This is a genomic window from Rhodophyticola sp. (genome assembly GCF_965284195.1).
GTDB lineage: Bacteria > Pseudomonadota > Alphaproteobacteria > Rhodobacterales > Rhodobacteraceae > Rhodophyticola.
This window is the reverse complement of the sequence record NZ_CBDIRM010000001.1, coordinates 2,397,456-2,418,128: the sequence shown is the minus strand read 5'-3', so window position 1 is coordinate 2,418,128 and position 20,673 is coordinate 2,397,456. Positions and strand designations below refer to the sequence as shown.

The window sequence follows — 20,673 nt, the reverse complement described above, 5'->3', positions numbered from 1 at the left end:
CACGATAAGATTGTCAGTCAGGTTGGCTGCGTATTTTGTGAGGTTGAGGATGACCCCAGCACATTGCTCTTGATGAAATCATAGGTCTGGCCTGTTTCAAGCTGGATGAGCAGTACCGCCAAAGCATGCGTGACACAAAGCAACCAATATTCAGCCGTTTCCATCTGATCATATTTGGGCAGGGCTTTGTTGTGGATGTATCCTTCATGGATAAACAACATATCAGCGCCTTGGCGGATCGACATCTGATGAGCCACATGCGAACTCATGCCTGAGGGCTTGTACCCTCTGAAGCGCCTATATCGCTCCCGCATCTTCTCTATTACAACGTGGTTTTCAAATACATCGGCTGGTACCATTCCGGGAATCTTCCTGATGTCATCGTAAGGGATCGTATTAGAGCTGATCTCTAATACTCTGTTGGCGATGGGTTTTACGTATGCATTGATGTTAGTGTCTCGCATACTTTTTACAAACCTTAGTTTTTCTGCCTGCGTCGTGGTTTTTCCCAAGGCTGGCATAAGCCATTTTCGTCCATTCAAGACATCGGGAATTTCGCCTTCCATCATCTTGGTGAGACTGTTTCGTCGGTCATAGAACTCCCTCACAATTATCTTGGTAGACACATCCTTAATAATGCGATGCGCGGCTTGGCGGGAGACTTTTCGATCTTTGCTTTTTGCGAGTTTGAACCGGGTTCCTAAGGTTTCCTGAAGCTTGGCCATGCCTAGATCAACATAACCGCCATCCTCAATCACAGCCTTTGGGATGGCCGAGTATGTCATGCCATGGAGCCAACAAAACAGAACTCGCACAAGCACATCTTCTGAGACGTGCGTGCCCGTAAGAAAACGGTTTTTAGGTTTTTTGCCCCTGGTGTCCATGTTGCTCAGCTTGGCCCGACTTCCCTAAACCTGACAAGTTCCAAGTCGGCTCCGTGACAGATTTATGGCCCGAGGTTATTCACTGTTCATGCGCAGATCATGGCGCTGAGACGACGAAAACTACAAACGAAGCCAACACCCTAAGCGCTGAAAACCAATTTTCAGCGGCCACTAAAGCTGTGTCTGACGCAGCGAAGGAAAAGAGAAAGGACGTATATAATGTATCCACCTCAACACCCAGGCCAAGGAGGCCGAGGACCTGGTGAAGACCTGAAAGGCGGCTTTGCAACATGCGCCGCTGCGATGGTCTCCATCGTGGTCAGCCCGCCATTCCACGAGTTCACAGCTCCCTATGTCTGGCATCTGTCTTCAAAAAGCTACGGGCCCGAAATGGTCAACTTCATCATGGCGATGTGGATGATTCTCACCTGGCCGCTGACTTTTTTCGCGGCACGCGCAGCAATCAGCGCAGCACTGACTGTGGCAGGCGTCTACATCGCCTACCGCCTCATCTGAAACCAACACGAAAGGAAACCAAATGCCTAAGATCATTGAAGAACAAGTCGGAACCATCATGCGTCGCCGTAAGGTCAAAACCTTCGGGGACAAAGTCAAGGAGGTCCTGCAAGGGATCGCATCCGTCGCCTTCGTTCTGATGCTCATCGGCCTCTTTATCGGTGGCCAATAATCGAAGCGGGATGGCCGCTCTTTAAAAGCGGTCATCCCACCCCAAACCAAAACTGAAACATGAAAGGAGACCCTCATGCGATTTGAGGAACAATACCCCTATGGCTCGGCGCGATTTGCACAGGACCTCGAAATCCAGCGCGCCTTCAAGGCCAAGGGCGGCGTGCCCTTTGGCTTCGCGGGTGGGCGCAAACTCTTCCACTCGAAGAATGCGGGCATGCTGCTGATCGGCGGCGCTGGCTCAGGCAAGTTTACATCCGTCCTAGCACATCTCATGGATGCCCCTGGCCGGGGCGGCGAGCCCGCACGCTATGCCATCTTCGATCCCAAGCGCGAGCTGCGGGCCGTCATGGAGCCATACTTTGCCTCCATCAAAGCGCGGGTCTACGAGATCAACCCGTACTTTACCCATGGAGTTCAAGGAAATCGGCTCTCGCTTCTGAGCCATCTGACGCCCGACAGTCCGCGTCTGGTCGCTGACGCGCGACGTGCGGCGCGGACATTCCTGCCCGAAAGCGGCGGCGGCGATTCCCAGTTCTTCGACCAGAAAGGCCAAAATTGGCTGGATGCTATGATGCGCGGGCTCGTCCACATGGATGGGGGCGTGTCTCCAACCTCTCTCTATGAGCTGATCGGCATGGTTCGCTCGCAGCCGGAGGCCTGGGAAGAGACGGCCTACAAAATGGCGATGCTGGGCGAGCAAGACCTCATCGTAACTTTTGACGAGATGCTGGATATGGCAGCCGAAAGCCGCCGCACCTTCGATTCTGTCATGGGCGGCATCAGCAACGCTCTAGCCTTTATGAACGATCCACGGCTGCAAGCTGCGCTCGTTCGAAGTCAGGAAGCCGACTTCACGCTGGATGTGCTCTGCGAGAACACATCCGATCCCGTCTTCGTCTTCTTTGTCATGCCGCCGGAGATGACGCAGCAGAACGCGGCGGTCATTCGCCAGTTCTTCTCGACGCTGCGCACGATCAAGCAAATGCGGCCTGATGCACCAACGCTCAATCTGGTCATCGATGAAGCGGCCCAACTCGGGCGCTTCCCCGAGATTGCCGAGTTCTACTCGATTGGGCGCGGCTTCGGACTTTGCCCCGTCTGCGTCTATCAGGACATCGGGCAAATTCGAAACAACCTGGGGCCCACAGGCGCGATGACGCTCTCGGCCAGCGCCGATCTCGAAGTCTATCTCGGCGGCGGTATCTCGGACCTAGAAACCGCGCGGCACCTAAGTGCCAAGCTGGGCAACCAAACGCTGGAGCTGGAGGATCATCTCACCCAGCACCGCGCCGAGCGCGCCATGCGCGAAGCGATGCACGATGCGCTCTTCGGGCGCGGGAATGCTACGCGCACGGGTCTGGCTATGAAGACACTGGACTATGAGCGCGGACACAAACGTAAACAGGCGCGCGCGCTCATGACGCCCGAGGAAATTCTCGGGATGAGCCACAAGCAATCTCTCGTCATGGCTTCGGGATACGGCATCCCGCCGTTCCTTGCGGACAAAAGTCCGTACTTCGCCATGCCGCGATACACAGGCCTCTACGGGCCGAACCCTTACTTCGACCGTGATCTCGGATCGGTCAAAGTGCCTGGTCGCTTCAAGCGGACGCGATCCCTCAAGGTGATCACGGAAGCCGTGCCTTCGGCGCTCGCTGATCTGCCGCAATACCAAAACGGGATGTGGAGCTTCATTGAAGGCCACCGCCCCAAATACTGAAAACTGAAACAAGCAAAAGGAAAACGACATGAAACAGGAAATGATCAAAAGCCAAAAAACCGCAGAAATTTGCGGGGTTGGCCCGAAAAGTGGTAAAATGAAAGTAGAGCAAGGTTCGGCTTATGCCGTACCACTTTCCGCCTCGGCTGTTCAGCGCGCGGCACCTCAAGGGCATGACGGCATTGATGCACATCCGCTTGGAGCGGATGCGAGCACACGCACGCCTAAAATCGGAAAGGAGGGTGCGGCCATGAATGAACACGATGAAGACCAAGGCTTCCGCTTCGCGCTGAATGCGGCAGCCAAGCCCAGCCTCGGGATCGATACGGCGAAGTATCAAGCCTATCTCGATGATCCCGCTCTGACAGATGATCAAAAAGAAGAGATCGTGCAGGCGCTCTGGGGTATCATCGTTGCCTTTGTGGACCTCGGCTTCGGCGTTCACCCTCTCCAAGAGGTGCTAGGCCAAGAAGCCTGTGGAAAAACTGAGCAAGAGCTTGATGTACAAGGCAACAAGGATTCTAATGAATCCAAGCCTGTAAACACACTGAGCAACAAATTTGAGCGCGCCAGCGATGATACGTGATCGCGGCCCGCCAGAGATTGAAAGGAGGCCTCATGGCCATTGCAAACAAAAAAGAGGAGACCCAGCTTAAAGCAGTGATTTACTGCCGGGTCTCTTCGACCAAACAAAAGCTGGAAGGGAGCGGGCTGGAAAGCCAGGAGCACCGCTGCCGCGAGTATGCGGTGGCCAAGGGCTATGACGTCGAAGCCGTTTTCCCCGATGACGCATCGGGCGGCGGCGACTTCATGAAGCGCCCTGGTATGGTCGCGCTCATTAGCTATCTCGATGCGCAACCCAACAAGAATTACGTTGTGATCTTTGACGATCTCAAGCGCTTTGCGCGTGAGACCGAAATGCATATTAAACTTCGTCAGGCATTCAAGACGCGCGGTGCGCTTGTCGAATGCCTAAACTTCAAATTTGAAGATACGCCGGAAGGCAAATTCATCGAAACTATTATCGCCGCTCAAGGTGAACTTGAGCGCGAACAAAACCGCCGTCAGGTGGTCCAGAAAATGAAAGCCCGCGTGGAGAAAGGCTACTATGTCTTTCATCCGCCTGTTGGCTACCGCTATTCCAAGAACCGTGAGCACGGAAAGCTCCTTGTGCGCAATGAGCCTGTGGCCTCGATTATTCAAGAAGCGCTCGAAGGCTTCGCCAGTGGGCGTTTCCGCTCGCAAGTCGAGGTCAAACGCTTCCTTGAGAGCCAACCCGACTTCCCCAAAAGCGGGGCATCGGGTTATGTGCATCCTTCAAAGGTCAAAGACATTCTACAGCGCGCTGTCTATGCTGGCTGCGTTGAAGCGCCGGATTGGGGCGTCACCATTCGCAAGGGGCATCATGAAGCTCTGATTAGCTTCGAGACCTTTGAGCGCGTTCAAAACGTCCTAAATGGCGTGGTGTATGCGCCTGCGCGAAAGGACATCAACGAAGACTTCCCGCTGCGCGGCTTTGTTGCTTGCGATGATTGCGGCGAGCCCATGACCTCCTGTTGGTCCAAAGGCCGCAACAAGCTCTATCCATACTATCTCTGCGATACCAAAGGTTGCGCCTCCAAGCGCAAGTCGATCCGCCGTGACGAGATTGAGCATGGGGCAGAAGGCATTCTCCGCTCGCTTCAGCCAGCCAAGCAGCTTGTGGCGATGGCACGGGCAATGTTCACCGATCTTTGGGAGATGCGCCTCTCTGAGGCCAAGAACGCGAAAGAGACGCTCAACAAGCAGCTCAAGTCTCTGGATAGCGAAGTGAAGTCGCTGCTTGGGCGCATTGTCCAATCATCCAGCCCGACCGTGATTAGCGCTTATGAAGCGCATATCGAAGAGCTGGAGCTTCAACGTCTGAAACTGGAGGATAAGATCGATTCCGCGCTCCCTGCAAAGGGACACCTGTCTGAATTTATCGAACCGGCCATTCAGTTCCTGACAAACCCTTGGAATCTTTACAAGAAAGGCGACTTTGCGATGCAGCAAACAGTGCTGCGTCTGACCTTCGCAGAGCCACTTCTCTATAGCCGGAATGAAGGTTATCGAACCGCCAAAACCACCTTTCCCTTCAAGGTGTTAGCGGAATTTTCAACCCCAAAGTGCGGGATGGTGGGCGACCCTGGAATCGAACCAGGCGTGCGTCTCCGCGAGGGAGTTACAGTCCCCTGCCACACCTTGCGGCCTGTCGCCCAACGTTGCGCGAAATATCGGGCGGGGACGGGGGCGTCAAGGGTCAACTCGCGCCATGATCTTCACACCGTTCCCGTCGGGGTCGCGAAACTCCAGAGATTGGCTGCCATCGGCGTTTTCATGGATCTCCGCACCAGTTGCGTCCTGTTCGATACGGTCCTTCAGGGCCGGCAGGTCAGGGGCGAAAAGTTGAAAATCGAGGTCATGGCCGGGTAGGCCGGCGCCGCCGCCCTTGCCGGGGATATACAGCGCGACCGGCAGGCTTCCGAGCATGAACTGGGTCCAGCCGAACTCCGCGCTGTGAAAGACCGGGGTCGCCTCGAACAGCTTGGAATAGAACGCCTTGGCGCGGTCCAGATCGGTGACCGGAATCTTCAGAAGCGCAAGCGACAGCATGGGGGACCCTTTCATGGGAGCCGCTTTAGCTTGCACTCCCGTTTGGCGCGACGCAAGGTCTGCGCCGGAGGTGAGCGGATGGCCAAGAAACCCACCTGGGTGATCGAGAAAGAGCAGGCGAGACGGGCCGCGGCGGCGGAAACCGTATGGCTTTTCGGCCTGCATGCCGTGCGTGACGCGCTTGCAAATCCGGCGCGGATCAAATTGCGGCTGGTGGTGACCAAGAATGCGGCCGACAAGCTGGCGGAGGCGATTGCGGCAAGCGGCGTGACGCCGGAAATGGCCGATCCGCGCAAGTTCGCGGCACCTCTCGATCCGGGCTCGGTTCATCAGGGCGCGGCACTGGAAGTGAAACAGCTCGACTGGGGGCCGCTGTCGGACATCGCGGTGTCGGGGGACGGGGCCGCGCGGCTGCTTTTGCTCGACCGCGTGACCGATCCGCACAATGTCGGGGCGATCCTGCGCTCCGCAGAAGTGTTCGGCGCGCGGGCGGTGATCGCACCGGCCCGCCACTCGGCGCCCGAAACCGGGGCCCTGGCCAAGACCGCGTCGGGCGCGTTGGAGCGTCAGCCCTATTTGCGGGTGAAGAACCTGGGCGACACGATGCTGGAGCTGCGCAAGCTGGGATATGTTCTGCTCGGGCTCGATGGCGCGGGCGAGGTCGAGATCGGGGACGCGGCGGCGACGTTCCGGGACCGGCCCATCGCACTTGTTCTGGGCGCGGAGGGGCCGGGCCTGAGAGAGCGGACGCGGGAGCTGTGCGACCAACTGGTCCGCATCCCGGCGGTTGGCGATTTCGGGTCGCTGAATGTTTCAAATGCGGCGGCCGTCTCCCTATATGCAGTGGCGAGAGGATAGCGCCATGCCCAACGGAACCAAGATCGCGACCTGCTGCTATTGCGGTTCGCGCACGATGCTGAAGCTGACGGCGCGTGGCGGGCATGAGCTTGCCTGCGGGTCCTGCGGGGCACCGCTGCACGAGATGAAGGCGTTGAAACAGACCGAAAGCCCCGCGGTCAAACGCAGCCCTTCGCAAGCCGGGCCTTATGTGGAGTATGTGCACGGCCCGCCCCGCCGGAAGACGAAACGCAAGCGCCGCAAGCCGATGTGGAAGAAGGCTTTCGAGGAAGCGTTCGATCTGGTCGAGGATATCTTCGACTAGACCGGTCCGGACACGGTCGGTCACGCTTGCGTCAGGGGGGATTTCGCCGCCGGGCCCGACAGGCATAGTGGGAAGATATACCCATTGACCGAGCACACGGAGCCATTTCCCATGCTGACCCGACGGACCACCCTGCGCCTTTTCGCCGCCACACCGCTGATCGCCATGGCCCCCGCCGCCATGGCCGGCGAGCCTCCGATCTACGCGGAGGGGGGCATTGCCATCGACGGGACGGACGCGGTGGCGTATTTCACCCGGAATGCGCCCGTACCGGGCACGGCCGATCACAGCCATGACTGGATGGGCGCGCGCTGGCAGTTTTCCAGCGCGGTCAATCGCGACATGTTTGCGGCCGATCCCGAACGCTATGCTCCGGCCTTTGGCGGATATTGCGCCTTTGCCGCCTCCCGCGGCTATCTTGCACCGACCATTCCCGAGGCCTGGACCGTCTACGAGGACCGCCTGTATCTGAACGCCAATCTGCGTGCCCGGGATCTCTGGCTGGCCGAGTTGCCGGACGTCATCGCCGCAGGTGAGGCGAACTGGCCCGCGGTTCTGGGCTAGGGTGCCGTCATCACAAAAATGTGCTTGGCCTTTAAAAGCTTCAAGCGTTGCCTAAATACAACGTATGACGCGGCGGTTCGGAACACCGCCCGTCCATCACTGTCCCTCGTTCCGTGACTTGCGCCCGCTGCGTTTTTGCTGCGGGCGCTTTTTTCATGTGCTAACCCATGGCCATGACCGAAACGCCATCTGACGACCTGTTGCGAAAAATTCTCAAGGAAAGCAAAAGCTTCGCCTGTGTCGGCGTGTCTCCGAACCCGGTGCGCCCAAGCCATTACGTGGCGCGCTACCTGTCGCTGAAGGGGTATCACGTGATCCCGGTGAACCCCGGCCAGCTTGGCAAGGTGTTGTTCGGGGCCGATGTCGTGGCCGACCTTTCCGACATCGCCGAACCGGTGGATGTGGTGGATATCTTTCGCAGACCCGAAGCGGTTCCGGCCATTGTCGAGGTTGCGCTGGCGATGGAGCCGCGCCCGAAAACCATCTGGATGCAGATCGGGGTGACCCATCCGGAGGCCGCCGCGCGGGCAGAGGCGGCGGGTATTCAGGTGATCCAGAACCGCTGCCCCAAGATCGAGTACCAGCGCTTGTTCGGAGAGCTGCGGATGGGTGGATTCGCGACAGGCATCATCAGTTCGAAACTCTGAGCCGCGTGAGGCCGCACCCCTGCGCAGCAGCCGGGCATCTCCGTTGGGGGCGGGATCTGCGTGTTGAGCCTGCGCGATCTCCGCCGGGTTTCCGCGCCAGACGGCATGCCCCATGAAGCGGGCGGACTTGCCGGCTCGGTCACCGTTTCAGGGTCTCGTGGTTCGCCTGCCGGCGGTATGTCAGATCCGGGAGGCCTTTTCGTCGAGGCCCGAGCGATCCTCCCGATGCTCCAGCTCGGCAAGCACATCGGCTAGCGTCAGGTCCGACGCCGCCAGCATCACCAGAAAATGATACAGGACGTCCGCCCCCTCGCTGGCCAGCGCGGCACGGTCGCCCTTCACCGCCTCCACGATCGCCTCTATCGCTTCCTCGCCGAACTTCCGGGCGCAGGCCTCTGGCCCCTTCGACAGAAGCTGCGCGGTCCAGCTTTTTTCGGGATCGGCCAGCTTGCGGGCCGCGACGGTTTCGGCCAATCGGTCCAGTACGCTCATGATAACCTCATCGGAATGCCGGCCTTGGCCATATGGGCCTTGGCCTCGGCGATGGTGTAGTCGCCGAAATGGAAGATCGAGGCGGCCAGAACGGCGCTGGCATGGCCCTCGGTCACCCCTTCGACAAGATGATCCAGTGTGCCGACCCCGCCCGAGGCGATCACCGGGATCGGGACCGCATCGGCGATGGCGCGGGTCAGTGGCAGGTTGAAACCCGCCCGTGTCCCGTCGCGATCCATCGAGGTCAGCAGGATCTCGCCCGCGCCCTTTGCGGCGACGGTTCCGGCGAATTCGACCGCGTCGATGCCCGTTGGTTTGCGCCCGCCATGGGTGAAGATCTCCCATTTGCCGGGTGCGACGGTTTTCGCGTCAATCGCCACGACGATGCATTGGGAGCCGAACCTGTCCGCCGCGCGCGCCACGACGTCGGGGTCCGCGACAGCGGACGAATTGAAACTCACCTTGTCCGCGCCGGCCAGCAGCAGCGCGCGTACATCGTCCACCGTGCGGACCCCGCCGCCGATGGTGAGGGGCATGAAACACTGCTCCGCCGTGCGGGTTGCCAGATCATACATCGTGCCGCGGTTTTCATGGGTCGCATGGATGTCGAGAAAGCAGAGCTCATCGGCCCCCGCCGCGTCATAGGCCCGCGCACTTTCCACCGGGTCGCCCGCATCGACCAGATCGACGAAGTTCACGCCCTTGACCACGCGCCCGTCGGCCACGTCCAGGCAGGGAATGATCCGGGTTTTCAGCATGAAGGCGCCTTTCCGTCAGTGACACGGCTTTGTTTATGGCCAAAGCGCGGCACAGGCCAGAGGCGCGTGGAGACCGGGCGGGACGAAGCGGCGCTAATGGCCCGGAGGCCGCCTGCGACCGGAGACCGCCAGCCAGATGAGCGCCAGGGCCGCACCGATGCCCACCGGCAACGACAGGAGCAGGATCCAGGCCGCGTTGAACGCTCTGGTCAGGTCCGGTCCCCGATCCACCCCGTCCACGATACAGGATGTGGCAAAACCGCCATGGACAGTGCAGCCGTGGCGCGCGGCGAAGGCCTCGGCCCAGAACGGCCCGGCAATCGGCAGCAGGCAGGCGACCAGCAGCAGGCTCAGCAGGATATAGGCCAGTTTGCGCATCTGAATGTCCTTTCGCGACGTGGAACGCTACCGGTAGGACGGGTCGGTCCCGGAAAAGGTTCAAGGAAGATGTGGCGCAGCACCCCCCCGCGAAAGGCCCCGGATCGGCGGTATGAGCCTTCGCCCGGCCTAATGGGTCAGCGCCGTCAGTGCCGCACCAAGATCCAGAGCCCCGTCATAGAGCGCGCGGCCCGAGATGGCACCGGCGATAACGCCCGTATCCCGCAACGCCACCAGATCGGCGAGGGAGGAGACCCCGCCCGACGCGATCACCGGGATCGTCGTGGCGCGCGCCAGATCGGCGGTGGCAGCCACGTTCGGGCCCTGCATCGCGCCATCGCGGTTTATGTCGGTATAGATGATCGCGGCTACGCCCGCATCTTCGAAACTACGCGCCAGATCGGTCACCATCAGGTCCGTCTCCTCGGCCCAGCCCCGCGTGGCCACACGGCCCTCGCGCGCATCAAGACCGACCGCGACCTGCCCCGGGAAGGCCTTCGCCGCGGCGCGGACAAGATCGGGGTCTTCCACGGCCACGGTGCCCAGGATCACCCGCGCAATCCCGCGCGCCAGCCACATCTCGATGGTCGCCATATCCCGGATGCCGCCGCCCAGTTGCGCGGGCACCGTGGTTTCCGCAAGGATCTTCTCGACCGCCGCGCCATTCACGGGCTGGCCTTCGAACGCGCCATTCAGATCGACCAGATGGAGCCACTGACATCCGGCATCCTGAAAGGCCCGGGCCTGAGCCGCGGGGTCGTCATTGAACACCGTCGTCTTGTCCATATCCCCCTTCAGCAGGCGCACGGCCTGGCCGTCCTTCAGGTCAATCGCGGGGTAAAGGATCATCTGTGCGGCCTTTCACGGGTCGGGATCGGCACCTTTTGGCCCAGACATCGCCGATTGCCAAGCCGGCCCGGCAAGTGCCCCTTACGTCAGGCTTGCCTTGAGGCCCGGCCTTGCCCCAACATCGTGCCAATCTGCGGGAGGAAACCATGATGAAACATATGATTTTGGCCGCCGTGGCGAGCCTTGCACTTGCCGGAATGGCGCATGCGGACGATTTGATCGGCAATTGGCGCACGGCGCCGGACGACAACGGAAATACCGGGATCATCCAGGTCCAGCAATGCGGCGCGGCGCTCTGCGGCACGCTGATCGAGGCTTTTGATGCCTCGGGTTCGACGATGACCTCGGAAAATGTCGGTCGTCAGATCATCTGGGATACGGTGCCCGAGGGTGGCGGCGAATATCGCGGGCGGCTCTATTCGCCGGACCGCGACCGCACCTATCGCTCGCGCTTGCAGCTCTCCGGCGATCAACTGGTCGTGTCGGGCTGTGTCATGGGCGGGGCCGTGTGCCGTGAAGGCGGACGCTGGCAGCGGGTGAACTGACGGCGGGGGCCTTCTTGGCCCCGGCAATATCCCCGGCGGAGGCAGTTGCGGCCGACGCCCGGCGTCTCTTCCGGACCTGGTAGGCTAGCCTCCACAAAGAGGGTAGTTGGCGGGTGTGCCACGGTTCTGCAAGAGCCGGGCGCAATCCGTCAGGGCGTCCAGCCCAGAAAGTTGGAAATCAGGCGCAAGCCCGCGCGCTGGCTCTTTTCCGGGTGAAACTGGGTTCCGACCACGTTGCCGCGCCCCACGATCGCCGTTACCGAACCGCCATAATCGACATGGGCCAGAAGATCCTCCGCGGCGGCCACCTGCATATGGTAGGAATGCACGAAATAGGCGTGATCGCCGGTTGCAAGCCCGGACAGGACCGGGTGAGCGCGGTCGATCACCAGATCGTTCCAGCCCATATGCGGCACCTTCATCCGCGGCTCTGCGGGTGCAATCCGCACAACTTCGCCCGGCACCCAGCCAAAACCCGCCACATCTTCGTATTCGCGCCCCCAGGAGGCCAGCATCTGCATGCCGACGCAGATGCCCAGGAACGGCACGCCGCGGGTCTCCACCGCCTCGACAATTGCCTCCTCCAGACCGTCGATCGCCTGCAACCCCCGGCGGCAGGCCGGAAATGCCCCGTCACCGGGCAAGACGATCCGCGATGCGGCCGCCACATCCTCGGGCCGGTCCGTGACGATCACCGGGGCATGACTGCCCTCGCGCGCCATGCGCTGAAACGCCTTCTCCGCCGAATGCAGATTGCCGCTGTCGTAATCGATCAGAACGGTGGTCATCCGGTCACAGGGAGCCTTTGGTGGAGGGCACGGCATCGGCCTTGCGCGGATCGATCTCCACGGCCTCACGCAGCGCGCGGGCAACTGCCTTGAACGCGGCCTCCGCGATATGATGGCTGTTGATCCCGTGCAAGCCGTCCACATGCAGGGTGATCCCGCCATGAGTGGCCAGCGCCTGAAAGAACTCGCGCACGAGCTCGGTATCGAAGGTGCCGATCCTGGCCGTCGGCATCTCCAGATTCCAGACCAGATAGGGCCGCCCGGAGAGATCGAGTGCCGCGCGCACCAGCGCGTCGTCCATCGGCAGAAGACAGGCGCCGTAGCGCCGGATGCCGCGCTTGTCGCCAAGCGCCTGCGTCAGCGCCTGACCAAGTGCGATGCCCACATCCTCCACACTGTGGTGGTCGTCGATATGCAGATCGCCCGCGCAGCGCACCTTCATGTCGATCAGCGCGTGGCGCGCCAGCTGGTCCAGCATGTGATCGAAGAAGCCCACGCCGGTCTGATTGTCATAGGCGCCGCTGCCGTCGAGATTGATCTCGACGTTGATATCGGTTTCCGCCGTCTTGCGAGTGATCTTTGCGCTGCGCATCCTGCGCCTCCGGTTGCGGTGTCGGCGCGGTTATAGGTGGGCGCGGGCGCGCTGCCTAGGGGCAGGTCTTCGCTGATGCCGAAAAGGTTGCAATTTGAACAGTATCCACCTCACAGCGCGGAATGCAGGAGGTGCCCGGGCCGGTGGCTGAGCCGGACTGTGGTCACCGCCGCCGTATGATCCCATGTGGTGCGGGTCAGAACAAGGCCAGCCTCGCCGGCAGCCACCTGCAAGGCGGCCGCGGCCTGCGGCGGCAGGGGTTCCGCCGCGATGGTCAGATCGCCATGGGTATAGGGCGCATGGGTCAACAGCCATTCATTCGCGCTGATCCGGGTGAAATCGGCCGTCTCCGCACCTGGAACGACAGCCGGATTGATCCAGCGATCCTCAAGCAGATAGGGCCGCGCATCGGCCAGATGACACGCGAGCAGATGCACAAGCGGCGTGCCGGTCTCGATCCGCAACGCAGCGCGGATCGAGGGCGGCGCCGGGCCGATCTGTCGCGAGATCAGGCGATAGCCGTACCGGGCGCCCCGGTCTTCGATGTCCCGGCGGATCAGCGGGATCTCGATCAACGCCTTGCCGACCGGATGCAGGGTGACCCGCGTGCCGGCCTTTCGGCGCCGGTCCAGAAGCCCGGTTTCCGCCAGGGTGCGCAGGGCCCGGTTGACCGTCGCTCGCGCACAGCCGAACTCCCGGGCCAGATCGGTCTCGTTCGGGATCAGATCGCCTGGTTTCCACTGGCGGGTGTGAATGCGGCGCAGCACCTCGTCATGGATCTCCTGCCATGAATTCATCGCCGTTCCGGTCACAACGCGGCCCGCAGATCGTTGATGGCCCGCATGTAGGCGGTGGTGATCCGGTCGCGCTCCACATGCCGGCCCGCGCGCACCATGTGCCGGCCTGCGGACCAGACGTCGCTCACCAGCCCGTCACCGCCCGCGAAGACATAGCTGTCGAGGATCGTGTCCCCCGAAAGACCGGCCAGATCCGGCGCGATCAAATCAAGCGCCAGCAGATCGGCCCAGTCCCCGGAGCGAAGCGCCCCGGTCTTGCGCCCCGCCGCTGTTGCGCCGCCCGCCAGCATCGCATCGAACAGCCGCCGGCCGGTGGAGTGCGTGGGCGTCGCCAATGCCGCGCGCGACCGGTCGCGAAGGCGTTGGGAATACTCCAGAACCCGCAACTCCTCGGCCAGGGCGATGCGGATGTTGCTGTCGGACCCGATGGCGAGGCGGCCATCGTTCTGCATCCAGTGAACGCAATCGAAAATGCCGTCGCCCAAGTTGGATTCCGTGATCGGGCACAGAACGGCGGTGGCTCCGGATCGCGCAAGAGCGGCGGTTTCCGTGCGGGTCATCTGCGTGCAGTGGATCAAGGACCAGCGGGCATCCAGATCAAGATGGTCCAGCGCCCATTCCACGGGCCGCTGGCCCCATTCGGCCTCGACCTCCTCCACCTCGGCGATCTGTTCGGCCAGATGCATATGGATCGGCCCGCCGCCACCGAGCCCCGAGGCAAAGGGAATATCCGCGCGCGCCACGGCCCGAAGGCTGTGCAGCGCCACACCCATCTGCCAGTCCGCCGGCCCGCTCGCCATTGCGTGATGGCTGGCATCGTGCAGGGCCGCGAACCCGTCCAGATCGTTGCCGAAACGGATTTGCCCGCGTCCAAGCGGGCGCTGGTCGCAGCCGCCATGCTGGTAGAAGGTCGGCAACAGCGTCAGGCCGATCCCGCTTTGATCGGCCGCCGCCCCGATGCGGGAGGCCATTTCCCCCAGAAACGGATAGGGGTGCCCGTCGGGCTGATGGTGCAGGTAGTGAAACTCCACATTCGTGGCATATCCGGCCTCCAGCATTTCCATCTGCACGAAGGCGGCGATTGCCTGAACCTGATCGGGGTCAAGCTGGTCCAGAAACCGGAACATCAGCTTGCGCCATGTCCAGAAACTGTCTGCCCCGTCGGGGCCGCGCGCTTCGGTCAGCCCGGCCATGGCCCGTTGAAATGCATGGGAATGCGCGTTCACAGGCGCCGGCAGCAGGCAGCCGACGCGGGTGCCGGCGGGCGGCGTATCGGCCCTCACGCCGGTAATCGCCCCGCTATCGGCAATCGTGACGGTGACGTGGTTTTGCCAGCCCTCCGGGGTCAACGCCTGTTCGGCCCAGATCTGTGTCACGGCAGTGTCCTGTCTTGACAGTATATTATGTGCAGACATAATAAGCCAAGGATCTCGACGAAAACAAGGGCGGATAATACGGATGCTGCTGACGCGTGCGACCCTGGCGACCATGACAGGCGATGCGCCCTACGGTCTGATCCCCGATGGCGCGCTGGCCCTCGCGAACGGGCGGATCGAATGGGTCGGCCCGGCAGAGGCGATACCGGAGGTCTATCGCGGCGGGCCGGTGCACGATCTGGGCGGGCGGCTGGTTACGCCCGGCCTGATCGATTGCCACACCCATCTGGTTTTTGCGGGCAACCGCGCCCGCGAGTTCGAGATGCGGCTGACCGGGGCCGGCTATGCCGAGGTGGCAAGGGCAGGCGGCGGCATCGTGTCCACCGTGGCCGCCACCCGCGCCGCCAGCATGGACGATCTGCTGGCCGATGCGCTGCCCCGCCTTGATGCGATGATTGCCGAAGGTGTGACAGTGGTCGAGGTGAAATCGGGATATGGTCTGGACCGCGAGACCGAGTTGAGGATGCTGCGGGCGGCACGCGCGCTGTCGGATCTGCGCGGGATCCGCGTCGTCACCAGCTATCTGGGCGCGCATGCGGTCCCGGCGGAGTATCAGGGCCGGGCGGATGCCTATCTGGACGAGGTCTGCCTGCCGGTGCTGGACGCCGCGGCGGCCGAAGGGCTGGTCGATGCGGTCGACGGGTTTTGCGAAGGCATCGCCTTCGACACGGGCCAGATGGCGCGGGTGTTCGACCGGGCGCAGGCACTTGGCCTGCCGGTGAAGCTGCACGCGGAACAACTGTCCCATCAGGACGGCGCGGCGCTGGCTGCGCGCTACGGGGCCCTGTCGGCGGACCATCTGGAACACGCGACCGAGGCAGATGCGCAGGCAATGGCCGCGGCGGGCACGGTTGCGGTGCTGCTGCCGGGTGCGTTTTACACGTTGCGCGAAACTCAGACCCCGCCGGTGGAGGCGTTCCGCGAGCATGGCGTGCCGATGGCTCTTGCGACGGATGCCAATCCGGGCTCGTCGCCCATGGTGTCGCTGCTTCTAGCGATGAATATGGGCTGCACCCTGTTCCGGCTGACCCCCGAGGAGGCGCTGGCCGGCGTTACCTGCAACGCGGCCCGGGCGCTCGACATCGCGGATATGGGCGTTCTGGCGCCCGATATGCGGGCCGATCTGGCGGTCTGGAATGTGGAAAGCCCCGGGGAGCTGGCTTACCGGATCGGGGTCAACCGGCTTCACCGGCGTATCGTGGGGGGCATTCTGTGAGCGTGGTTCTGACACCGGCCGCCGCCAGTCTTGGCGATCTGGAGCGGATCTGGCGCGGGCGCGAACCGGTGGATATCGCGGAAACCGCCCGCGCCCCGGTGGAAGCCGCCGCAAGAATGGTCGAGCAGGCGGCCGCGGGCGACGCGGCTGTATATGGCGTCAACACCGGCTTTGGCAAACTGGCCAGCATCAAGATCGCCCCTGAGGATACCGCAACATTGCAGCGCAATCTGGTGTTGTCCCACTGCTGCGGCGTGGGCACGCCGCTGGATGCGCCGACAACCCGGCTGATGATGGTGCTGAAACTGCTGTCTCTGGGCCGCGGGGCATCGGGTGTGGCCTGGAGCACCATCGCGCTGATCCGCGACATGGTGAATGCGGGCGTCACCCCCGTGATCCCCGATCAGGGATCCGTCGGGGCATCGGGCGATCTGGCGCCGCTGGCGCATATGGCCGCCGTGATGATCGGCAGCGGCGAGGCGGTTTTTGACGGGACGCGGATGCCGGGCGCCAAGGCGCTGGCCGCGGCGGGGCTGCGCCCCGTGACTCTGGGCGCGAAGGAAGGGCTGGCGCTGATCAACGGCACCCAGTTTTCGACGGCCTGCGCGCTTGTCGGGCTGTTCAAGGCCTGGACCAACGCGGCGGCGTCGATCGTGACGGGGGCGCTTTCGACCGATGCGATCATGGGCTCCACCGCGCCGATGCTGGCCGAGTTGCACGCGCTGCGCGGCCATGCCGGGCAGATTGCGGTGGCCGCGGCGCAGCGGGCGCTCATGGCGGGCTCGGAAATTCGCGAAAGCCATCGCGACGGCGACACACGGGTGCAGGATCCGTACTGCATCCGCTGCCAGCCGCAGGTGACCGGCGCGGCGCTCGATCTGCTGTGGTTCGCGGGCCGAACGCTGGAGATCGAAGCCAATGCCGTGACCGACAACCCGCTGATCCTGCTTGATCAGGGCCGGATCGTGTCGGGCGGTAACTTCCACGCCGAACCCGTGGCACTGGCCGCCGATCAGATCGCGCTGGCCCTTGCCGAAATCGGCGCCATCGCGCAGCGGCGGGTGGCGCTCATGGTCGACCCGACGCTCAGCTTCGATCTGCCGGCCTTCCTGACGCCCGCGCCGGGGTTGAATTCCGGCCTGATGATCGCCGAGGTGACTACAGCCGCCCTGATGAGCGAGAACAAGCATCTGGCGAACCCCTGTTCCACCGACAGCACGCCGACCTCCGCCAATCAGGAGGATCATGTGAGCATGGCCGCCCATGCGGCGCGGCGGCTCGACCGGATGAATGCCAATCTCAACACGATCCTGGGTGTGGAGCTGATTTGCGCGGCGCAGGGCATCGAGTTTCGCGCGCCCCTGCGGACCAGTGCGGCGTTGCAGGCGGTGATGGCGAAAACCCGCGCGGTCATCCCGACCATCGGCGAGGACCGGTATCTGGCAGATGATCTGGCCCGGGCCGCAGGCCTCGTGGCCGACGGGGTGCTGGCCGACGGGGCCGATCTGCCCGGCTATGCGGATCGGGGGCGGGAATGACGCCGGTCGACGTGCTGCGCGGCGACGGGCCGGTCGTTCTCGGCATGCCGCATGCGGGAACGTGGCTGCCCGATGGCGTGGCCGATGCGCTGAACCCCCGCGGCCGCGCCCTGTCCGATACGGATTGGCATATCGATAAGCTTTATCAGGGCCTTCTGCCCGATGTCACAACGGTTCGCGCAGTGTTTCACCGCTATGTCGTCGACCCGAATCGTGATCCGGCCGGCGGCAGTCTCTATCCCGGGGGGAACACCACCGGGCTGGTGCCGCTGACGGATTTCGACGGGAAGGCAATTTGGGACAGGCCCCCGGACGAGCCGGAGATTGCCCGGCGTGTGGCCCGATTTCACGCGGCTTATCATGACGCATTGGCGACCGAGATCGGGCGGGTGAAGGCGATCCACGGGGTGGCCATTCTGTACGATTGCCACTCGATCCGCACGACAATTCCGCATCTTTTCAGCGGCGTCCTGCCGGATCTCAATATCGGAACCTATGACGGCGCGTCCTCGGCCCCGCAGGTGGAGGCCGCGGTGGCGGGCATCTGCGCATCCGCCGGGGGGTATTCCAGCGTGGTGAATGGCCGCTTCAAGGGCGGCTGGACCACGCGCCACTACGGGCGGCCCCGGCACGGCGTTCATGCAATCCAGATGGAACTGGCCCAATCGACCTATCTGGCCGAGGAGGCGCCGCCGTGGATCTTCGATCGGGACCGGGCCGCACGGTTGCGCCCTGTCCTGCAAGACATCCTTGAAACCCTGGCCGATCTGGCCCCCAGGCTCAGGAGCTGACCCCGATGACCAATTCCCGCCACAACACGCGCGACATCTACCCGCCCACAGGTCCGGAGATCACCGCGAAATCCTGGCTGACCGAAGCCCCGATGCGGATGCTGATGAACAATCTGCACCCGGATGTGGCGGAAAACCCGCATGAGCTTGTGGTCTATGGCGGGATCGGGCGCGCGGCGCGGACATGGGAGGATTTCGATACGATCGTCGCGTCCCTCAAAGAGCTGGAGGAGGATGAGACGCTTCTGGTGCAATCGGGCAAACCCGTGGGCGTCTTCCGCACCCATGCCGATGCGCCCCGCGTCCTGATCGCAAATTCCAATCTGGTGCCGCATTGGGCGACATGGGACCATTTCAACGAACTCGATAAGCGGGGGCTGGCGATGTATGGCCAGATGACGGCGGGCTCGTGGATCTATATCGGCACGCAAGGCATCGTGCAGGGCACCTACGAGACCTTTGTCGAGGCCGGGCGCCAGCATTACGGCGGCGATCTGAGCGGTCGATGGATCCTGACCGCAGGGCTTGGCGGTATGGGCGGCGCGCAGCCGCTGGCCGCGGTCATGGCGGGGGCCTGCTGTCTGGCCGTGGAATGCGACGAGACCCGCGCCGATTTTCGCCTGCGCACCCGCTATGTCGATGAAAAGACCCGTGATCTGGACGAGGCGCTGGCGATGATCGACCGCTGGACCAAGGCGGGAGAGGCCAAATCCGTGGCCCTTATCGCCAATGCCGCCGATGTCTTCCCCGAACTGGTGAAGCGTGGCGTGCAACCGGACATCGTCACCGACCAGACAAGCGCCCATGACCCGATCCATGGCTATCTGCCGCAGGGCTGGAGCGTGGCTGAGTGGCGCGCGCAGCAGGAAAGCGACCCCAAAGCGGTGGAGCGGGCGGCGCGGGCAAGCATGAAAATCCATGTGGCCGCGATGGTCGATTTCTGGAACGCAGGCGTGCCGACGCTTGATTATGGGAACAATATCAGACAGGTGGCGCTGGAGGAGGGGCTGGAGACGGCATTTGCCTTTCCGGGGTTCGTGCCGGCCTATATCCGCCCGCTGTTCTGCCGTGGCGTGGGCCCGTTCCGCTGGTGCGCCCTGTCCGGCGATCCGGAGGATATCTACAGGACCGACGCCAAGGTGAAGGAACTGGTGGACGACCCGCATCTGCACAACTGGCTCGACATGGCGCGGGAGCGGATCAGTTTTCAGGGCTTGCCGGCTCGGATTTGCTGGGTCGGGCTGGGGGTCCGCGACAAGCTGGGGCTGGCCTTCAACGAGATGGTGCGAACGGGCAAACTCTCGGCGCCGGTCGTGATCGGACGCGACCATCTGGACAGCGGATCGGTCGCCTCCCCCAATCGCGAGACAGAGGCGATGAAGGATGGCTCGGACGCGGTCAGCGACTGGCCGCTGCTCAACGCGCTCCTGAACACCGCCTCGGGCGCGACATGGGTGTCGCTCCATCACGGGGGCGGCGTGGGCATGGGCTTCAGCCAGCATTCCGGCATGGTGATCTGTTGCGACGGGTCGCCGGACGCGGACCGGCGGATCGCCCGGGTGCTCTGGAACGATCCGGCCACCGGTGTCATGCGCCACGCCGACGCGGGCTATGATATCGCGCGGGACTGCGCCCGCGAAAACGGATTGCGGCTGCCCGGTATCCTTTAGGCCGCCCGGGCGGGCAGGTAGGTCTCGATCCAGGTCAGGATCGTGTCCTGCACGGGGGCGAGCGGTACGGCAAGGCCATCGGTGAAATCAAGAAAGGCCTGCCGGTTCAGCCGGTTGACGCCAACCAGTACGGGCAGCCCAAGCGCAAGCGCGTCGGCAATGACGGGGCGGTAGCCGCGCCCCTCGGCCTCGTGCTTGCCGAACTTGTTGACGACAAGCAGATCGGCGCCCGTGGCCAGATCGGCCTGCACCTGCGCCACCGCCGCTTCCAATGCCGCGGGGTCCAGCCGGCACCCGCGGGACGCGCGCCCCAGGGCCTGGGAGATACGGATGACCGGGCCCGCGGGCAGCACGCGCACATCCATGTCGCAACGATGATCACCCTTGCGCCCGGTATTGATCTGGACGGTGCCGCAGGGCGTTCGACCCCGGGCCAGAAGCGTTTCGGCCACGCCTGCAAGCAGCAGGTCGGTATCGCCGCGCCCGGCGGCCATTGTGTACGCGATATTCATGTTCAAGCCT

At 63.0% G+C, this 20,673-nt stretch carries 24 protein-coding genes, 1 tRNA gene and 1 pseudogene; 14 read left to right on the top strand and 12 right to left on the bottom strand.

The annotated features are described in order from the left end of the window. Positions 1 to 17 precede the first annotated feature (17 nt). Positions 18 to 884 (bottom strand): hypothetical protein, encoded by an 867-nt coding sequence (locus ACQ651_RS12035; protein ID WP_430449390.1) that lies wholly within the window; start codon positions 882 to 884, stop codon positions 18 to 20. A gap of 219 nt (positions 885 to 1,103) precedes the next feature. Here ACQ651_RS12035 and ACQ651_RS12030 point away from each other — a divergent pair, with 219 nt between their 5' ends. The 5 genes and pseudogenes from ACQ651_RS12030 to ACQ651_RS12010 all read left to right on the top strand — a co-directional run. Beyond that, positions 1,104 to 1,400, top strand: coding sequence for a hypothetical protein (locus ACQ651_RS12030; protein ID WP_430449389.1), 297 nt, complete (start codon positions 1,104 to 1,106; stop codon positions 1,398 to 1,400). A 22-nt stretch (positions 1,401 to 1,422) separates the two neighbouring features. Next, positions 1,423 to 1,572: a hypothetical protein gene (locus ACQ651_RS12025; RefSeq protein WP_430449388.1), complete on the top strand. Its 150-nt coding sequence runs from the start codon at positions 1,423 to 1,425 to the stop codon at positions 1,570 to 1,572. 75 nt (positions 1,573 to 1,647) lie between these two features. Continuing rightward, positions 1,648 to 3,294: a type IV secretory system conjugative DNA transfer family protein gene (locus ACQ651_RS12020; RefSeq protein ID WP_430449387.1), complete on the top strand. Its 1,647-nt coding sequence runs from the start codon at positions 1,648 to 1,650 to the stop codon at positions 3,292 to 3,294. A gap of 28 nt (positions 3,295 to 3,322) precedes the next feature. Next, on the top strand, positions 3,323 to 3,880 hold the full coding sequence (locus ACQ651_RS12015; protein ID WP_430449386.1) for a hypothetical protein: 558 nt from the start codon (positions 3,323 to 3,325) through the stop codon (positions 3,878 to 3,880). 32 nt (positions 3,881 to 3,912) lie between these two features. After that, a pseudogene (locus tag ACQ651_RS12010) lies at positions 3,913 to 4,890 on the top strand (recombinase family protein); the annotation flags it as partial. A 559-nt stretch (positions 4,891 to 5,449) separates the two neighbouring features. On the opposite strand, the gene ACQ651_RS12005 reads toward ACQ651_RS12010, so the two are convergent. Together ACQ651_RS12005 and ACQ651_RS12000 are read right to left on the bottom strand one after the other, a co-directional pair. Continuing rightward, positions 5,450 to 5,533 (bottom strand) — tRNA-Tyr (locus ACQ651_RS12005). A gap of 35 nt (positions 5,534 to 5,568) precedes the next feature. Then, positions 5,569 to 5,943: a VOC family protein gene (locus tag ACQ651_RS12000; RefSeq protein WP_375551643.1), complete on the bottom strand. Its 375-nt coding sequence runs from the start codon at positions 5,941 to 5,943 to the stop codon at positions 5,569 to 5,571. A 63-nt stretch (positions 5,944 to 6,006) separates the two neighbouring features. On the opposite strand from ACQ651_RS12000, the gene rlmB reads away from it, so the two are divergent. The 4 genes from rlmB to ACQ651_RS11980 all read left to right on the top strand — a co-directional run bounded on the left by rlmB (position 6,007) and on the right by ACQ651_RS11980 (position 8,301). Next, on the top strand, positions 6,007 to 6,786 hold the full coding sequence (gene rlmB, locus ACQ651_RS11995) for a 23S rRNA (guanosine(2251)-2'-O)-methyltransferase RlmB (RefSeq protein ID WP_375551644.1): 780 nt from the start codon (positions 6,007 to 6,009) through the stop codon (positions 6,784 to 6,786). A 4-nt stretch (positions 6,787 to 6,790) separates the two neighbouring features. Beyond that, a complete protein-coding gene (locus ACQ651_RS11990) occupies positions 6,791 to 7,090 on the top strand; it encodes a hypothetical protein (RefSeq protein ID WP_375551645.1) in 300 nt (99 codons plus the stop codon). A gap of 111 nt (positions 7,091 to 7,201) precedes the next feature. After that, complete coding sequence (locus ACQ651_RS11985; protein WP_430449385.1) at positions 7,202 to 7,654, top strand: YHS domain-containing (seleno)protein; 453 nt, start codon at positions 7,202 to 7,204, stop codon at positions 7,652 to 7,654. Positions 7,655 to 7,827: 173 nt separating this feature from the next. Beyond that, complete coding sequence (locus ACQ651_RS11980; RefSeq protein WP_227285217.1) at positions 7,828 to 8,301, top strand: CoA-binding protein; 474 nt, start codon at positions 7,828 to 7,830, stop codon at positions 8,299 to 8,301. Between the two features lie 180 nt (positions 8,302 to 8,481). Here ACQ651_RS11980 and ACQ651_RS11975 read toward each other — a convergent pair whose 3' ends face one another. The 4 genes from ACQ651_RS11975 to hisA form a co-directional block, all read right to left on the bottom strand. After that, complete coding sequence (locus ACQ651_RS11975; protein ID WP_121899133.1) at positions 8,482 to 8,793, bottom strand: phosphoribosyl-ATP diphosphatase; 312 nt, start codon at positions 8,791 to 8,793, stop codon at positions 8,482 to 8,484. After that, positions 8,790 to 9,551 carry an imidazole glycerol phosphate synthase subunit HisF gene (gene hisF / locus ACQ651_RS11970; protein ID WP_375551647.1) on the bottom strand — a complete coding sequence of 254 codons (762 nt, stop codon included), beginning with the start codon at positions 9,549 to 9,551 and terminating at the stop codon, positions 8,790 to 8,792. Before hisF ends, ACQ651_RS11975 begins: the two co-directional genes overlap by 4 nt. A 93-nt stretch (positions 9,552 to 9,644) precedes the next feature. Then, on the bottom strand, positions 9,645 to 9,929 hold the full coding sequence (locus ACQ651_RS11965) for a hypothetical protein (RefSeq protein WP_227285153.1): 285 nt from the start codon (positions 9,927 to 9,929) through the stop codon (positions 9,645 to 9,647). 129 nt (positions 9,930 to 10,058) lie between these two features. Continuing rightward, on the bottom strand, positions 10,059 to 10,778 hold the full coding sequence (hisA, locus tag ACQ651_RS11960) for a 1-(5-phosphoribosyl)-5-[(5-phosphoribosylamino)methylideneamino]imidazole-4-carboxamide isomerase (RefSeq protein ID WP_227285152.1): 720 nt from the start codon (positions 10,776 to 10,778) through the stop codon (positions 10,059 to 10,061). 149 nt (positions 10,779 to 10,927) lie between these two features. On the opposite strand from hisA, the gene ACQ651_RS11955 reads away from it, so the two are divergent. After that, a complete protein-coding gene (locus ACQ651_RS11955) occupies positions 10,928 to 11,323 on the top strand; it encodes a DUF2147 domain-containing protein (protein ID WP_227285151.1) in 396 nt (131 codons plus the stop codon). A 149-nt stretch (positions 11,324 to 11,472) separates the two neighbouring features. Here ACQ651_RS11955 and hisH read toward each other — a convergent pair whose 3' ends face one another. The 4 genes from hisH to ACQ651_RS11935 form a co-directional block, all read right to left on the bottom strand. After that, the gene (hisH, locus tag ACQ651_RS11950; protein WP_430449384.1) at positions 11,473 to 12,111 is read right to left on the bottom strand and encodes an imidazole glycerol phosphate synthase subunit HisH; all 639 of its coding nucleotides are present in this window, start codon (positions 12,109 to 12,111) and stop codon (positions 11,473 to 11,475) included. A 4-nt stretch (positions 12,112 to 12,115) separates the two neighbouring features. After that, on the bottom strand, positions 12,116 to 12,703 hold the full coding sequence (gene hisB / locus ACQ651_RS11945; protein WP_375551648.1) for an imidazoleglycerol-phosphate dehydratase HisB: 588 nt from the start codon (positions 12,701 to 12,703) through the stop codon (positions 12,116 to 12,118). 110 nt (positions 12,704 to 12,813) lie between these two features. Further along, positions 12,814 to 13,500, bottom strand: a complete 687-nt coding sequence (locus tag ACQ651_RS11940) for a GntR family transcriptional regulator (protein WP_430449383.1) — start codon at positions 13,498 to 13,500, stop codon at positions 12,814 to 12,816. An 11-nt stretch (positions 13,501 to 13,511) separates the two neighbouring features. Further along, positions 13,512 to 14,876: a formimidoylglutamate deiminase gene (locus tag ACQ651_RS11935; RefSeq protein ID WP_430449382.1), complete on the bottom strand. Its 1,365-nt coding sequence runs from the start codon at positions 14,874 to 14,876 to the stop codon at positions 13,512 to 13,514. Between the two features lie 82 nt (positions 14,877 to 14,958). On the opposite strand from ACQ651_RS11935, the gene hutI reads away from it, so the two are divergent. The 4 genes from hutI to hutU are packed head-to-tail and all read left to right on the top strand — an operon-like array spanning position 14,959 to position 20,151. Continuing rightward, complete coding sequence (gene hutI / locus ACQ651_RS11930) at positions 14,959 to 16,152, top strand: imidazolonepropionase (protein ID WP_430449381.1); 1,194 nt, start codon at positions 14,959 to 14,961, stop codon at positions 16,150 to 16,152. Further along, positions 16,149 to 17,690, top strand: coding sequence for a histidine ammonia-lyase (gene hutH / locus ACQ651_RS11925; RefSeq protein WP_227285145.1), 1,542 nt, complete (start codon positions 16,149 to 16,151; stop codon positions 17,688 to 17,690). Before hutI ends, hutH begins: the two co-directional genes overlap by 4 nt. Continuing rightward, positions 17,687 to 18,481 carry an N-formylglutamate deformylase gene (gene hutG / locus ACQ651_RS11920; protein ID WP_430449380.1) on the top strand — a complete coding sequence of 265 codons (795 nt, stop codon included), beginning with the start codon at positions 17,687 to 17,689 and terminating at the stop codon, positions 18,479 to 18,481. Before hutH ends, hutG begins: the two co-directional genes overlap by 4 nt. Positions 18,482 to 18,486: 5 nt before the next feature. Then, the gene (hutU, locus tag ACQ651_RS11915) at positions 18,487 to 20,151 is read left to right on the top strand and encodes a urocanate hydratase (RefSeq protein ID WP_430449379.1); all 1,665 of its coding nucleotides are present in this window, start codon (positions 18,487 to 18,489) and stop codon (positions 20,149 to 20,151) included. On the opposite strand, the gene ACQ651_RS11910 is transcribed toward hutU, so the two are convergent. Continuing rightward, positions 20,148 to 20,663, bottom strand: coding sequence for a DUF2478 domain-containing protein (locus tag ACQ651_RS11910; protein ID WP_430449378.1), 516 nt, complete (start codon positions 20,661 to 20,663; stop codon positions 20,148 to 20,150). The two genes, hutU and ACQ651_RS11910, sit on opposite strands and share 4 nt — an antisense overlap. Positions 20,664 to 20,673 lie beyond the last annotated feature (10 nt).

Excerpts from the sequence above, each read along its gene's own strand:
- ACQ651_RS12035 (WP_430449390.1), bottom strand. The coding sequence starts at position 884 with ATGGACACCAGGGGCAAAAAACCTAAAAACCGTTTTCTTACGGGCACG.
- ACQ651_RS12030 (WP_430449389.1), top strand. The coding sequence starts at position 1,104 with ATGTATCCACCTCAACACCCAGGCCAAGGAGGCCGAGGACCTGGTGAA.
- ACQ651_RS12025 (WP_430449388.1), top strand. The coding sequence starts at position 1,423 with ATGCCTAAGATCATTGAAGAACAAGTCGGAACCATCATGCGTCGCCGT.
- ACQ651_RS12020 (WP_430449387.1), top strand. The coding sequence starts at position 1,648 with ATGCGATTTGAGGAACAATACCCCTATGGCTCGGCGCGATTTGCACAG.
- ACQ651_RS12015 (WP_430449386.1), top strand. The coding sequence starts at position 3,323 with ATGAAACAGGAAATGATCAAAAGCCAAAAAACCGCAGAAATTTGCGGG.
- ACQ651_RS12000 (WP_375551643.1), bottom strand. The coding sequence starts at position 5,943 with ATGAAAGGGTCCCCCATGCTGTCGCTTGCGCTTCTGAAGATTCCGGTC.
- rlmB (WP_375551644.1), top strand. The coding sequence starts at position 6,007 with ATGGCCAAGAAACCCACCTGGGTGATCGAGAAAGAGCAGGCGAGACGG.
- ACQ651_RS11990 (WP_375551645.1), top strand. The coding sequence starts at position 6,791 with ATGCCCAACGGAACCAAGATCGCGACCTGCTGCTATTGCGGTTCGCGC.
- ACQ651_RS11985 (WP_430449385.1), top strand. The coding sequence starts at position 7,202 with ATGCTGACCCGACGGACCACCCTGCGCCTTTTCGCCGCCACACCGCTG.
- ACQ651_RS11980 (WP_227285217.1), top strand. The coding sequence starts at position 7,828 with ATGACCGAAACGCCATCTGACGACCTGTTGCGAAAAATTCTCAAGGAA.
- ACQ651_RS11975 (WP_121899133.1), bottom strand. The coding sequence starts at position 8,793 with ATGAGCGTACTGGACCGATTGGCCGAAACCGTCGCGGCCCGCAAGCTG.
- hisF (WP_375551647.1), bottom strand. The coding sequence starts at position 9,551 with ATGCTGAAAACCCGGATCATTCCCTGCCTGGACGTGGCCGACGGGCGC.
- ACQ651_RS11965 (WP_227285153.1), bottom strand. The coding sequence starts at position 9,929 with ATGCGCAAACTGGCCTATATCCTGCTGAGCCTGCTGCTGGTCGCCTGC.
- hisA (WP_227285152.1), bottom strand. The coding sequence starts at position 10,778 with ATGATCCTTTACCCCGCGATTGACCTGAAGGACGGCCAGGCCGTGCGC.
- ACQ651_RS11955 (WP_227285151.1), top strand. The coding sequence starts at position 10,928 with ATGAAACATATGATTTTGGCCGCCGTGGCGAGCCTTGCACTTGCCGGA.
- hisH (WP_430449384.1), bottom strand. The coding sequence starts at position 12,111 with ATGACCACCGTTCTGATCGATTACGACAGCGGCAATCTGCATTCGGCG.
- hisB (WP_375551648.1), bottom strand. The coding sequence starts at position 12,703 with ATGCGCAGCGCAAAGATCACTCGCAAGACGGCGGAAACCGATATCAAC.
- ACQ651_RS11940 (WP_430449383.1), bottom strand. The coding sequence starts at position 13,500 with ATGAATTCATGGCAGGAGATCCATGACGAGGTGCTGCGCCGCATTCAC.
- hutI (WP_430449381.1), top strand. The coding sequence starts at position 14,959 with ATGCTGCTGACGCGTGCGACCCTGGCGACCATGACAGGCGATGCGCCC.
- hutG (WP_430449380.1), top strand. The coding sequence starts at position 17,687 with ATGACGCCGGTCGACGTGCTGCGCGGCGACGGGCCGGTCGTTCTCGGC.
- hutU (WP_430449379.1), top strand. The coding sequence starts at position 18,487 with ATGACCAATTCCCGCCACAACACGCGCGACATCTACCCGCCCACAGGT.
- ACQ651_RS11910 (WP_430449378.1), bottom strand. The coding sequence starts at position 20,663 with ATGAATATCGCGTACACAATGGCCGCCGGGCGCGGCGATACCGACCTG.